Annotated in this window: 12 protein-coding genes; 7 read left to right on the plus strand and 5 right to left on the minus strand. The window is 56.5% G+C overall.

Translation table 11 applies throughout. The features are described from left to right. The first annotated feature begins 3 nt into the window (after positions 1–3). Positions 4–3210 (plus strand): ABC transporter substrate-binding protein, encoded by a 3207-nt coding sequence (locus ACOSDM_RS01830; RefSeq protein ID WP_420722767.1) that lies wholly within the window; start codon positions 4–6, stop codon positions 3208–3210. A gap of 10 nt (positions 3211–3220) precedes the next feature. Here the strand turns inward: ACOSDM_RS01830 and ACOSDM_RS01835 are convergent, their stop codons facing one another. Continuing rightward, a complete protein-coding gene (locus ACOSDM_RS01835) occupies positions 3221–4267 on the minus strand; it encodes a class I SAM-dependent methyltransferase (protein ID WP_420722768.1) in 1047 nt (348 codons plus the stop codon). Between the two features lie 155 nt (positions 4268–4422). On the opposite strand from ACOSDM_RS01835, the gene ACOSDM_RS01840 reads away from it, so the two are divergent. The 3 genes from ACOSDM_RS01840 to ACOSDM_RS01850 all read left to right on the plus strand — a co-directional run bounded on the left by ACOSDM_RS01840 (position 4423) and on the right by ACOSDM_RS01850 (position 7322). Continuing rightward, entirely contained in the window at positions 4423–5610 is a 1188-nt protein-coding gene (locus ACOSDM_RS01840; RefSeq protein ID WP_420722769.1) for a phosphoglycerate kinase, read from the plus strand. 57 nt (positions 5611–5667) lie between these two features. Further along, on the plus strand, positions 5668–6915 hold the full coding sequence (locus tag ACOSDM_RS01845) for a PQQ-dependent sugar dehydrogenase (RefSeq protein WP_420722770.1): 1248 nt from the start codon (positions 5668–5670) through the stop codon (positions 6913–6915). Between the two features lie 80 nt (positions 6916–6995). Beyond that, positions 6996–7322: a hypothetical protein gene (locus ACOSDM_RS01850; protein WP_420722771.1), complete on the plus strand. Its 327-nt coding sequence runs from the start codon at positions 6996–6998 to the stop codon at positions 7320–7322. A 2-nt stretch (positions 7323–7324) separates the two neighbouring features. Here the strand turns inward: ACOSDM_RS01850 and ACOSDM_RS01855 are convergent, their stop codons facing one another. Then, entirely contained in the window at positions 7325–7564 is a 240-nt protein-coding gene (locus ACOSDM_RS01855) for a hypothetical protein (protein WP_420722772.1), read from the minus strand. Between the two features lie 245 nt (positions 7565–7809). On the opposite strand from ACOSDM_RS01855, the gene ACOSDM_RS01860 reads away from it, so the two are divergent. Beyond that, entirely contained in the window at positions 7810–8079 is a 270-nt protein-coding gene (locus tag ACOSDM_RS01860) for a helix-turn-helix domain-containing protein (protein ID WP_420722773.1), read from the plus strand. Here the strand turns inward: ACOSDM_RS01860 and msrA are convergent. The 3 genes from msrA to ACOSDM_RS01875 form a co-directional block, all read right to left on the minus strand. Beyond that, complete coding sequence (gene msrA, locus ACOSDM_RS01865) at positions 8054–8716, minus strand: peptide-methionine (S)-S-oxide reductase MsrA (protein ID WP_420723125.1); 663 nt, start codon at positions 8714–8716, stop codon at positions 8054–8056. The two genes, ACOSDM_RS01860 and msrA, sit on opposite strands and share 26 nt — an antisense overlap. A gap of 100 nt (positions 8717–8816) precedes the next feature. Next, positions 8817–9776 (minus strand): methyltransferase domain-containing protein, encoded by a 960-nt coding sequence (locus ACOSDM_RS01870; protein ID WP_420722774.1) that lies wholly within the window; start codon positions 9774–9776, stop codon positions 8817–8819. A gap of 102 nt (positions 9777–9878) precedes the next feature. Continuing rightward, the gene (locus ACOSDM_RS01875) at positions 9879–11390 is read right to left on the minus strand and encodes a UbiD family decarboxylase (protein WP_420722775.1); all 1512 of its coding nucleotides are present in this window, start codon (positions 11388–11390) and stop codon (positions 9879–9881) included. Between the two features lie 100 nt (positions 11391–11490). Between ACOSDM_RS01875 and ACOSDM_RS01880 the strand changes: the two genes are divergently transcribed. Further along, positions 11491–11865 (plus strand): DUF4170 domain-containing protein, encoded by a 375-nt coding sequence (locus ACOSDM_RS01880; protein ID WP_420722776.1) that lies wholly within the window; start codon positions 11491–11493, stop codon positions 11863–11865. Next, positions 11862–12593 carry a hypothetical protein gene (locus ACOSDM_RS01885; RefSeq protein ID WP_420722777.1) on the plus strand — a complete coding sequence of 244 codons (732 nt, stop codon included), beginning with the start codon at positions 11862–11864 and terminating at the stop codon, positions 12591–12593. Before ACOSDM_RS01880 ends, ACOSDM_RS01885 begins: the two co-directional genes overlap by 4 nt. Positions 12594–12777: the final 184 nt, after the last annotated feature.

Here is a 12777-nt window from a genome sequence, read left to right on the forward strand (position 1 = left end):
CTCGTGTTTCAATCAGTATGGCGAACGGTTTTCGGCAATTGGCCGATGACCAAGCGGAATATGTTCCTGGTGATCTTGCTGGCGATGGCCACGATCGCAGGGGTATTTTCCTTGATAACACGGGTCACCGTTCTGGACCTGGATTACAACAATCCGTTTCGTCTGGCGGTCGTTGGCCCGATGGAAGGGCCAGATGCTGCGATTGGCGCGACCATGGTGCGTGGCGCAGAACTGGCCGCTGATCTGGTGAATGAATCCGGCGGGATTCGGGGGCGCGCCGTCGTGGTTGAAGGAATCAACGACGGGAATACGGTCGCCGACGCTGTTGAAGCCGCCCGCAATCTTGCGGCGCGCACGGATGTTGTTGCGGTCATTGGTCATTGGAGCCCACAGGCAACCGCGGCTGCGGAACCGATCTATGAAGCCGCTGGCGTGCCGATGATATCCACCGCGCCAACGACGGCGCACAGCGATGCGGCATCTGACACCCAATGGGTATTTCACACCGTCTATGATGAATTGTCCCAGACGCGGTTTCTGGCGAATTATTTGCGCAATGTGATCGGTCAGGAAACGGTGTCTATCATTCATGAAGACACTGCGCGCGGGCGCATGCTGGCAGAGGCGTTCGATGCGACGTATCGCCGGTTTGGGACCAAGGTCCTTAATTTCTGGTCCTATAATCCAAATGATTTGGGAGCCCTGTCAGATCGTGCAACCGCCATTGCACAAGAAATGCGCGACAAGAAACTGACGGGCGACATTTTCGTTCAGGGCGGTGCGCCCCAGGCCGCGCGGATCGTGACCGGGCTGCGGCAGGGCCGCGTCCGCAATGGCATTGTCGGCCTTTCCAACATGGCGACAGGTGCCTTTGTCTCCGAAGTTCAGTCGATCCTGCCGGAAGGGGAGCCCGCAGCCTCCATTACCAATGGCATCTTTGTCACGACACCGCTGTTGTTTGATACAGCGACAGAAGTTGCCCAGAACTTCCGAACAGACCATTTGGCACGATATGGCACCGCCCCGGATTGGGTCGCGGCATTCTCCTATGACGCAGCCCGGATGGCCGTGGATGGCATTATCGCAGATATTGGGCAAAGCCCGTCTGACGAAGTCCCGGCGGATGCAGCGGATATCGGTGCATTGCGGGGTGCAGTCCGGGATTTCCTGGCAGGTCTGGACCATCCGGAACGCAGCCATCGTGTTGTCGCAGGGGAACGGTATTTCGGAAAGAATGGGGCAAATACAACCAGTGTTCAGATTGGTCTGTATAACGGTTCCAGCATGATTTCCGCGCTGACCCAGTTACAGCCTATTCTGGAACGCGGCGTGACCGGTTTCCTGGATCTGGTTCAGGAAGGCAAGGTTCTCTATGTGAATGATAAATTCATGTATAAGACCAATGTCGTCTATACCGGCGTTCAATTGTTGAATGTTGAGCCGGTTCGGGAAGGGCCCAGTGATGATCAGCAAATACTGGAAGATCGGTACAAGATCGATTTTCTGATCTGGTTTAGATATCGCGGCGAATTCGAACCTCAAGATGTCGTCTTTTTGAATGCGGTTGAACCGATCCATTTGACCGATCCGGACAAGACAGGCCTGGATGGCGATCTTAAATATGTGTCATATCGCGTCTCAGGCCAGTTCAAGACAGAGTTTTCCAATATCAAGCATCCCTATGGCACGGTTTTGGCCGGGCTGGGTTTCCATCATCGTCTGCTCAGTCGCAACAATCTGATGTATGTGACCGATGTATTGGGCATGGGATTGGTAAAGACGCGCAGCGACGTACAGCCCCTGGTGGTCAGCAATTCGGGCGGCAATAATGAAGCGGGCTTAGAGGACGAGGCGTCCGATTGGCTGGCGTGGCTTGGCATTGATGAATCATCCCTGGACATCGCTGCCTTGTTTGGTGAGGGGCCCAGCGGTGACCCTTTGCTGGATGGCCTGCAGTCCCGGCGAGTCTTTGCCAGCCTGCCGGATTGGGCACCGGAGCGCAGTTGGATTTCGCAGGAAGTCTATCAGGGAACGGGGGAAGGCGACCCCGCCTTTGTTGGCTTTGGAAAGCAGGCGGCTGAATTTACGCGCATTGATCTGGGGGTTATACTGGGACCGGCGGGTTTGGATCCCGCCGATGCCATTCCTTACAACTGGTTCGTCTATCTGTTTATATTTGCGGTCGTTGCGCTGTTATTCGCAGCCATTATGGACCGCAAGGACCGGGGTCAGTTCTGGCGGTTCCAGACCTTGGGGATCCGCGTGATTGGCTGGCCGGTTCTTTTGATTTCTGCTGGAACCCTGCTATTGGATTATTCCGCCCAAACCCTGCCGGATGCGGTTACCGATGGCATCGTGCTGTTCTTCGACTGCCTGTGGTGGCTGATACCGGCGCGCCTTCTGGTCATCAGCCTGGAGCGATTTGTCTGGGTTCCGATAGAGGAACGATCAGGTCGCCGTATTCCCAATGTGGTGCGATTGTTTGGGGCAGGCACGATCTATCTTTTGGCCATCTTTGGTGTGATCGCCTTCGTTTTTGATCAGCAATTGACCAGTCTGCTGGCGACATCAGGCTTGCTGGCCATGATCATTGGTCTGGCTATTCAGGCCAATATCGCAAACATCTTTTCCGGCATCGTGTTGAATATTGAACGCCCTTTTAAGGTTGGCGATTGGGTGATGGTCGGGGATATGATCGGGCTGGTCACCGACATTACCTGGCGCACGATGCGGCTCAGCACCCGGGATGGCTATAATGTCAGCATTCCAAACGGTCAGGTCTCTGAATCCCTGATTCAGAATTTCTCCACCGGCGACATGGTTCGGTTCAGCGCTGAATTCTTTGTGCCGGAACGGTATCGACCAGATGAGGTCGAACGCTCAATCAAGGCAGCTGAACAGCCGGTCCGGGATAAATTGTCAGACGCCCTGGGCCGCAACGACGCGCTGGATATGTACACCTGGCGGTATGATGGTGTGAAGGTGTTCGAGCTGGGCCTGTTCCATCGATATCGCGTGGATTTCTGGATCGATGAATATGACGACTTCGAAATTGTGCGCGATACGGTCTATGCCGTTGTTTTTGATCAGTTTTGTATTGATGGGATAGAACAGGGACCGGCGCCGACGGAAATCTCGCTGATGCGCCACGAAAAAGCGGATGCCTTACCCGCCGGGCGGACGATAACCGCTGATGGTCCGGCAAAATAACGATGAAGGATCAGGAAGCCCTATCGGGTTTGTCAAAGGTGACAACCCGGGCAAAGAAGGCGCGGCGCGTGTTGTGGTGGCGCAAGCCTGACGCAATACCCAACTGTTCCAGCGGGTCGCGGATATAGTCGCTGTAATAGGGCTCATGGAACGCCATGGGAAAACGATCCAGCAGTTTATCATAAGGGCTATGATCACCGATCTGAATGGAATCGACGATAACCAAACGCCCGCCCGGTCGCAGGACGCGGGCCATTTCCGCCATCACGCGGCGGCGTATCTTTCGCGGTAACTCATGGAACAGAAAAATGCAGGTCATCAGGTCCGGCCCCATATTATCCGCCAGGGGTAACTGTTCGCCCTTGCCCAGCACCATGGAAAACGCACCGGGCCAGCGCCGCAGATTGTTTCGTGCTTTACGCAGATAGTTCTCACTCATATCCAGGCCCATCACGTGCAGGGCGGGATGGGCGCGCTTGGCATCATGCAGGAACCTGGCGGTGCCACAGGCGACATCCATCAATTGCCGGCCTTCCGCCCTATGGACGCGCAGCCAATCGCCAATCGGGACAAGCGCCTGTCGACGCATCGCATCGGCACCACCTGTGAAAAGAACTTCAACCTGATGGTCATACAGGGCGGCACTGTCATCGGTCAGCCAGCCGCCAGATTGGTAATGGAAATTCTGCATGTAATATCGGGGGCGTCGGGCCGTGGTGACATCCTGAAAAACGTCACTATTGGCTTTCAAACGACGCCGCAAATTGACCGCGGGGACATCCCTGATGAACCGTGCGGCATTGCGTAGCATCTTGATCGGGGACGCTAGAATATCTGCAGGGGGCGGGTAATAGCCGTTTTCCACATTCTGCCAGTCCTGGCGCTGCAAACCGCGCAAGTCTCTCAGAATTAAGGGCCAGCCGGGCAACGTTCCAGGCGCTGGAGAAGGGCCATCAAGCGGAGGGGCCAGGCGTTGCGCCAGACTATATTGCGCCCCGAACCATAAGGTCCGTGACGTCTGAGCAGCCCCAAACAGGGCGCGACCGAATAGTGACATATGCTGTCTCCCCAAATACGTCGCTTTAGGATATGGGGCGGATTTGCGCGGGCTCAATCGCTATTCTGCGACAAATGCGCGCCGGTAATGCTTTTAACCTGTGCCGCGATCGGGTAGAGAGTCGCAAAATTCAGCATAATCAGGAAGGGTATCCCGTGTTCAAGACGCTCGATGATTTTGATTTCGATGGAAAAGTTGCTTTGGTGCGGGCGGATCTGAATGTCCCGATGCGGGGAGATACCGTCAGTGACGCGACCCGCATTGAACGTCTGCGCGATACCATCGATACGTTGATCGATCGTGGCGCGCGCGTGGTTCTTATGTCGCATTTCGACCGGCCTAAGGGGAAGCCTGTCCCGGAAATGTCGCTGGGCCCAATCGCCAAGTCCGTGGGAAAGGTTCTGGGTCGTTCTGTTACTTTTGCAACAGATTGCATTGGCAGCACGGCAAAAACCGCAATCGACAGCATCTCTAAGGACGGAATCGTCGTTTTGGAAAATCTGCGGTTCTATCCTGGCGAAGAAGCGAATGATATGGAATTTGCCAAGGAATTGGCTGCCCTGGGTGATGTTTATATAAACGACGCGTTCTCTGCAGCTCATCGCGCCCATGCGTCCACGGTCGCTATTGCCACTTTGTTGCCGGCTCTGGCCGGTCGCAATATGCAAAAAGAGCTGGAAGCGCTGGAAGCAGCCCTTGGCAATCCAGAACGCCCGGTGGCTGCCATTGTTGGCGGCGCGAAAGTGTCTACCAAGCTAGCAGTCCTGGAGCATTTGGTGGAACGGGTCGATCTGTTGATTATCGGCGGGGGCATGGCCAACACGTTCCTGTATGCCATGGGTAAAGACATCGCCAAAAGCCTGTGCGAGAAGGACCTGGCCGATGTTGCGCGGGGTATTCTGGCCCGTGCGGATGCGGCTGGATGCCGGATCGGCTTGCCCCATGATGTTACGGTAGCTTCGGAATTTGCGTCTGGCGCAGAGTCTGAATCTGTCGCATTGGATGCGGTTCAAGCCCATAAAATGATTCTGGATATCGGGCCGGAAACAGCAGACGCGCTGGCGGCAGAATTGGAATCCTGCAAAACCTTGATCTGGAACGGCCCGATGGGGGCGTTTGAAATTCCACCGTTTGATGCCGGGACTGTGGCGCTGGCAAGGAAGGCCGCAGAATTGACAGAGGCTGGGAAACTGATCTCCGTAGCAGGCGGGGGCGACACGGTCGCGGCCCTGATGGCGGCCGGTGTGGCAGACAAGTTTACCTATGTCTCAACGGCGGGGGGCGCCTTCCTGGAATGGATGGAAGGGCGCGATTTGCCGGGTGTGTCGGTCTTGAAGCAATAGGATTTAGCCCCATTCTGATTGTAAGCCCTGTGCAGACGAATGGAATGGGAGATAAAAATGTATCCAGCGCGATTGCTTTTTAGCCGATCCGTTATCGCGGCGGGAATCGCCTTATGCGCAACAATGGCGCAGGCGCAAACACCCGATCAGCCGGGCGACGTATTCGAAATTCGCGCCCAAGATCTGCCCGCCCCATTCGCCACTCAGTCTGTTGGCAACAGTTCTGATACCGTTGCAAGGGACGGGCGTATCCCGATTGCGCCGGATGGCTACACGGTCACCTTGTTTGCAGCGGACATCACGGGGGCCCGCAATCTGGTCGTGGATCAGGACGGTGCGGTCATCGTGGCGCGCAGCCGGGCGGGCGTCGTGACCCTTTTGCGGGACAGAAATGGCGATGGCACCGCTGATCAGCGTGAAGAAATTGCCAGTGGTTTCAACCGCCCCCACGGGTTGGCTTTACATGATGGGTATTTATGGATTGCTGATCTGGACCGGCTTTATCGTCTGAAATGGGGACAGCAATGGGGCCGGGTTGAGGAGATGAGTCCGCGCGGCGTATTTGGCGGGACCGGTGGGCATTGGACGCGCAATATTGCATTTTCCCCAGATGGTAAGACCCTGTATGCATCCATTGGGTCGCGTGGAAATATCGCAGAAGAACCGTCCCCGCGCGCAACGATTCAGCGGTTTTCCGTGGCGTCAGATGGAAAGATAGAGGGCGGGGAGACGTTTGCCAGCGGCCTTCGAAATCCAGTTGGAATCGCGATAAAGCCAGGCACCGATCAACTCTATACCGTGGTGAATGAACGCGACGGTCTGGGCGATGGCCTGGTTCCAGACTACTTCACACAGGTTCAACAGGGTGATTTTTATGGCTGGCCCTATGCTTACAGCGGGCAATATCCACAGCCGGATTATGCCGACCGGCGCCCGGACCTGGTTGCCCAGTCGAAACTGCCGGATGTTTTGTTTGAGTCTCACAGCGCGCCAATTGGCCTGACCTTTCTGGCGGATGCAGGTGTTCCAACAGACTGGCGCGATGATGCGCTGGTCGCGCTGCGGGGTAGTTGGAATGCGGCAGTGCCAACTGGATACAAGGTGGTTCGGGTCGAGATTCAGGAAGGTGTCCCCACCGGGCGATATATCAATTTTCTAACGGGGTTTCGTGTCGATGCCCCAAATCCAGATGCGCCGTCACCGGCAAAAGTTTGGGGTCGGCCTGTCGGTGTTGCCGTGGGGCCTGATGGGGCGATTTATGTCAGTGATGATACAGGCGGAACGATCTGGCGCATTTCAAAATAATTCTGTGCCGTTAGAAATTTATTAACATCTCACAGTTAAGTATCCCCGCATACGTTAACTATCATCAGGATGCTTACACTATGAATGTCGCAGGCGTTGAATCAAATACGTTGCTCATGGCGCAGTCCGTGATTGGTGCGCGGCAAATCGCACAGGATCCCGCTGGCACAGCCCAGCGCGATCGCGCGTTTAACAGTGGAGATGTCGCCCAAAGGCGGCAGACGCAAGCGCCGCAAGTGCAAAATGCTGTGACAGCTGTTGCAGCAAATGATGCTGGACCAACGGCGCTGAAAAACAAAACTCTGCCTAAGGATGCGCAATCGGATGCCCGGGCGCTGGTCACAACATCGCCGCAGGCGGACTCTTCATCCCCGCGCCGCGGCTCTGTTGTCAGTTTTTACGCGTAACTTTACGCGACTGAAATTACCCGTACATCACAGTTTGGATGTTTTGTAACCAACTGCCGCACGGCAATATCGTCGGTCGTGTAAAGCTCTTGGTCGTCCCAGGTCACGCGAAACAGCAGCTTCGCGTCCCAGTCCAGGGTTTCGGCCCGGGGGGCATTAATAGCCTGTCGCGCGGATTCTGCCCGTGCAATGGACAATTCGTCGCGATAGGCGTGCTTTTCACCAACATACAGAGTGGTCATTATACTACCCTCCTTTCGGGCCGGTCCGACGGGGCTGGGAGGAATTCCCAGAACTTTGTCTAGACCAATCGTTTAAAGGTTGCGCACGTCGTGCGCTTCTGATAGGAAGATAGGCGCACTTGGTGCGCAGATCAAGGGAAATTTACGCGCACTTTGTGCGCTTTATGTGAGAATTGTTACAAACGGTAATTGGTTACCGCAACTAACACTGTTTTAAGCCTGCTCAGAAAAAAGGAATGACACCGGTGAAACCCGCTGAATTCAAGCGTTGGCGCAAAAGCGTCGAATTATCCCAAAAGGATGCAGCCCATGCTTTGGGGTTAAAACGCCGTGTCGTGCAATATTATGAAAAGGGCGAAAGGGATGGGAAGAAAATAGAAATCCCGCTCACCGTCCGGCTGGCCTGTGCCGCCTATTCCGCCGGTGTGCGGGATTATCATGGGCCAGACATCCCGGTGAAGGCGACGCCCGACTCCCCGGTGCCGGATGCTATTCCGCCGGTTGCTCCTGAATAACAGGGCAGGTCACGCCTGTGCCGCCCAGCCCACAATAGCCGCCGGGATTCTTTGACAAATAGGCCTGGTGGTAGTCTTCAGCATAATAGAAGTCGGGCTTGTCGACAATTTCCGTCGTGATCGGTCCCATGCCTTTGGCCTGCAATGCTTTTTCATAGGCACCCTTGATTGCTTCGGCTTCTGTGCGTTGGGCATCGTCATAGACATAGATGCCCGACCGGTATTGCGTTCCGGTATCATTGCCCTGGCGCATGCCCTGGGTCGGGTTATGCGCTTCAAAGAACCGGCGCACCAGATCGCCATAGGAAATCTGGCTGGGGTCATAAACGACCAACACCACTTCGTTATGGCCGGTCTGACCGCTGCAGACCTCCTGATAGGTTGGGTTGACGGTATAGCCGCCGGCATAGCCGACCGCCGTACTGTAGACGCCGCGCGTCTTCCAGAAGATCCGCTCAGCGCCCCAGAAACAGCCCAGGCCAAACAGGGCGGTTTCCGTGCCGTCCGGGAAGGGGCCAACAATGCGGGTCCCCAATGCATGATGGATCGGGTTCACACGCATCTTCTCCAGGCGACCCGGCAGGGCATCCTTCGGATTGACCATCTGGGATTTTTGCGCCTTCGCAGCAGAATTCATGAAAAACATAGTGGCCTCCTTAGAAAGAACACACTTCGTGATCTCTAAGATAGGGCTCAGGCCTGCCGCTTCAAAGGGGGATCGTCCAGACTGGGGCAGTTCACACGGTCTTTTGATCAAAATGGGGGACAGGCAGGCCCATATCAACCGGTAGAGGCGGCTTGCGGGTAATACAAATCAGGCCATAGACAGGCTGGCGCTTCTCCTGGCGTAAAACGCGCCGCTCCAACGAGACCAGGTCAAGCAGGGCGGCGGCGATCCAGGGGCGCAGGCGGGTATCGCCATGGCGATAGCGATGGCCTTCCCCCAGTTCAATCTGTGTGTCCTCGCCCGCCTCGACGGTGAAGACGAAGAAACCGCCCGGCGACAATGCTGCGGTCGCGCTTTGGAAGACGGGCGCCAGGTCCCCGATATAGTTCAAAACATCCCCTGCGGCGATCAGGTCATAGGGTTGCTCGTCGATCAGCCAGGCATCGTTCAGCAGGTCCCCTTGGCGCACGGAATCATACAGGCCGGTCGCCACCGCCTGAACCAGCATGCCCGATGACAGGTCCAGCCCATCCAGCCGACCGGCAGCCAGCCGTAAAGATGGCGCAATCAATCCCGTGCCACAACCCAGGTCCAGAACCCGCGCAGGATGGGCCAGGTCGGGCAGTATTTTATGGACCGCTTGGGCGATCGCTTCGGGCCCCCGATAATCCAGCTTGTCCTTCATCTTGGAATCGAACCGCCGCGCCTCTTGATCAAACAGCGCCTCAACATAGGCGGCAGGCAGGCGATCTGGTGTCGGGGCCGCCCCCAACAGGGTCAGTCGAATGCGTGCCCCCATTCGGTCCGCGGGCTCCAGGGATAAGCATGTGCGATAGGCGGCTTCAGCCTGTGCCGCATGCCCGGGCAGCTTTTCCAGATTTTCGGCCAGGGCAAAGTGGGCCTCCACCCAACCGGGTGCCAAATCACAAGCGGCCTGCAAGGCCTCAACGGCAGCGGCATGGTCACCATCCCCCGCCAAGGCGAGGCCTAAATCCAAACGCCGCTCGGCGCGCAGACGATCATCGGACATAATGCTTAAAGACCTAGAAAGAGCAGTCATGCCAAGGGGCACGACTTAAGCGCCTAAATGATCCTGAAATGATTTTTTGGCAAGCAGGAAGTTACCCTGGGATCACCAGATACTCTTGCCATCGCCGGGTAGGCCCAGGTCAGGCCACAGGCGGTCGATTTTATCGATGACATCCTGATCCATCTGAATTTTGGTGCCCCATTCCCGTTTGGTTTCCGGCGGCCATTTATTGGTGGCATCCAGGCCAATCTTGGACCCCAGCCCGCTTTCGGGGGATGCGAAATCCAGATAGTCGATGGGCGTGTTTTCAATCATGGTGATATCCCGCGCCGGATCCATGCGGGTCGACATGGCCCACATCACATCCTTCCAGTCGCGCGCATTGATATCATCATCCACCACGATCAGCCATTTCGTGTACATGAATTGGCGCAGATAGGACCACGCGCCCAGCATCACCCGCTTGGCATGGCCGGGATAGGCCTTTTTCATGGAAATAACCGCGATGCGATAGGAACAACCTTCGGGGGGCAACCAGAAATCAACAATCTCCGGGAATTGTTGTTGCAGCAGGGGGATAAAAACCTCGTTCAGTGCCTCGCCCAGGATAGACGGCTCGTCTGGCGGGCGGCTGGTGAAGGTCGACAGATAGATCGGCTTTTTACGCATGGTGATGGCCGATACCCGAAAGACCGGGAAGGGCTCGACCGAATTATAATAGCCCGTGTGATCGCCATAGGGACCTTCATCGCCATACTCGTCCAGCATGACATGGCCTTCCAGAACGATTTCCGCCTCTGCCGGAACCTTCAGCGGGATCGTTTTACAGTCGACAAGTTCGACCTTCTTGCCCCGCAACAGCCCGGCGAACTGATATTCCGACAATGTGTCTGGTACCGGTGTTACGGCGGCCAGAATGGTGCCCGGATCAGCCCCAATCACAGCAGCGGCGGGCAGGGGCTCCGGGCGGTCCTTTTTCCAGCGCGCGTAATGCTGGGCCCCGCCGCGATGTTTCAACCAGCGCATCAGGGTCGTATCCTTGCCGGTCACCTGCAGCCGATAGATGCCCAGATTGAACGCGTCACTTTTATCACCCTTTGGGTTGGGCCCCTGTGTGACAATCAACGGCCAGGTGATCAGTGGGGCGGGCTCGCCGGGCCAGCAGGTCTGGATTGGCAGGCGCGACAGGTCGATATCATCCCCGGTCAGAACGACTTCCTGTACCGGCGCGGTCTTTACCGTCTTGGGCTTCATGGAAAGGACCTGTTTGACCAGGGGCAACAGGCCAAGGGCTTCCTTGAATCCACCGGGAGGTTCCGGCTGGCGCAGGAAGGCCAGGGTTTCGCCGACTTCGCGCAATTGGCTCGGTTCCCGGTCCATGCCCCAGGCGACACGCTCCACCGACCCGAACAGATTGACCAGGACCGGCATCTCACAAGGCTTGCCATCCACCCCAACCGGATTTTCAAACAACACAGCCGGTCCGCGATCCTTAAGCAGGCGCGTTTGAATCTCCGTCATTTCCAGAACGGTAGACACAGGCTCTTTCACCCGAACCAGGCGGCCTTCCTGTTCCAGGCGGTCCATAAAATCACGCAATGACGAATAGGGCATAAAGTGGAGGTCCTGAAAATTGGTGCAAAGCTTGGCGGGACGGTGCTAACGGGTTAGATAGAGCGCTAATCACGGTCTGTCGAGAGTTGGAGACACTATCATGTCCGCACGCTATTGGGTTGTTGGCGGTATCTACACCGATACCAGCTTTACGAAAGTGGCCGATGGGGTCAAGGAAACCCGGTTGGGGCCCTTTGACGACTATGATCAGGCAAAGGCTGTCTGGCGCGCCAAGGCGATGGAAACCGTCGATGATGCCCATGCCCGGTTTTCCATCGAAAAGGAAAGCCATGACGAATTCTGGGTCATCGGCGGCGTCTACACCGACACCAATTTCCATAAACTGGCTAATGGCGGCGAGGAAATCCGCACCGGGCCGTTCAAGAGTTATGAAGCGGCACAGAATGAGTGGAAATCCCGCTCCATGGCCGCCATCGACGATGCCTATGCCCGCTTTCGGATTGAAAAGCTTTGAGCGATCTGTATGAACAGCAGGCGGATATCCTGCATCGCGCGCGCAATTATCCCTATACCGCCCCGACTGACAGCTATACCTGGGAAAACGGGGCGGAGCGTCCGTTCAAGCCGGAGGACCGCGTTGGTCGGGTGCCGGTTCTGGCCGTTGGGTCCAACCGCGCGCCAGAGCGTCTGGCCCAGAAATTCGGGCATCTGGGGGATCACATCATCCCGGTGGAGCGCGCGCATCTGACTGATTTTGATGTCGTCTATGCAGCGCATATCACCGCCTATGGTGCTGTGCCGGCGATGCTGCAATTCTCACCCGGTGTTACGGTCGAACTGGCGGTGACCTGGTTGGATCAGGCGCAGCTTCCCATTATGCACGCCACAGAGATTGGCGCAGCAAATTATGATTTTCGCCTGTTGGATGGCATTGAATTGCGGCTGAATGGCAAGGAACGGTTGGACCATGCCTTTCTGTATGTCAGCACGCGCGGGCATCTGCGCGGCGATGATGGGCAGGCGATTCCTTTACTGGCCCTGCGTGCGAAAGGCCGGTCAGGCTCAGGTCGCGCCACTGGGGAGGTTCTGGAAACCGTGCGACAACGCTTCGCCCAGAAGCTGGAATCCGATGCATTTGTCTTCAAACTAGTCGAAGATAAGACCTATCGCGAAGACATCACGGCCCGGATGTCCAAGGACGCGGTGCCTTTCAACTATGAAACCGGATTGCCACCCCTGTAGCCGACCTGCGCGGGTATGACGGGTTTTGGGGGCTCAAATCTTTAAGTGCCCTCACCCTGAGGAGCGGAGCGTCTCGAAGGGTGAACTCGCTGGAAGCACGGAATGTGCAGCCCTCCTTCGAGACGGCGCTGGCGCGCCTCCTCAGGATGAGAATTGTGTGTTTTTTATCGTCACCCCGGACGTG

This window comes from Hwanghaeella sp. LZ110, from assembly GCF_048892525.1.
Taxonomy (GTDB): Bacteria; Pseudomonadota; Alphaproteobacteria; order UBA8366; family Aestuariispiraceae; genus Pacificispira.

What these genes read in the sequence shown, in the direction of transcription:
- ACOSDM_RS01835 (WP_420722768.1), bottom strand. Translation starts at nt 4,267, where the DNA reads ATGTCACTATTCGGTCGCGCCCTGTTTGGGGCTGCTCAGACGTCACGG.
- ACOSDM_RS01845 (WP_420722770.1), top strand. Translation starts at nt 5,668, where the DNA reads ATGTATCCAGCGCGATTGCTTTTTAGCCGATCCGTTATCGCGGCGGGA.
- ACOSDM_RS01850 (WP_420722771.1), top strand. Translation starts at nt 6,996, where the DNA reads ATGAATGTCGCAGGCGTTGAATCAAATACGTTGCTCATGGCGCAGTCC.
- ACOSDM_RS01855 (WP_420722772.1), bottom strand. Translation starts at nt 7,564, where the DNA reads ATGACCACTCTGTATGTTGGTGAAAAGCACGCCTATCGCGACGAATTG.
- msrA (WP_420723125.1), bottom strand. Translation starts at nt 8,716, where the DNA reads ATGAATTCTGCTGCGAAGGCGCAAAAATCCCAGATGGTCAATCCGAAG.
- ACOSDM_RS01870 (WP_420722774.1), bottom strand. Translation starts at nt 9,776, where the DNA reads ATGTCCGATGATCGTCTGCGCGCCGAGCGGCGTTTGGATTTAGGCCTC.
- ACOSDM_RS01875 (WP_420722775.1), bottom strand. Translation starts at nt 11,390, where the DNA reads ATGCCCTATTCGTCATTGCGTGATTTTATGGACCGCCTGGAACAGGAA.
- ACOSDM_RS01880 (WP_420722776.1), top strand. Translation starts at nt 11,491, where the DNA reads ATGTCCGCACGCTATTGGGTTGTTGGCGGTATCTACACCGATACCAGC.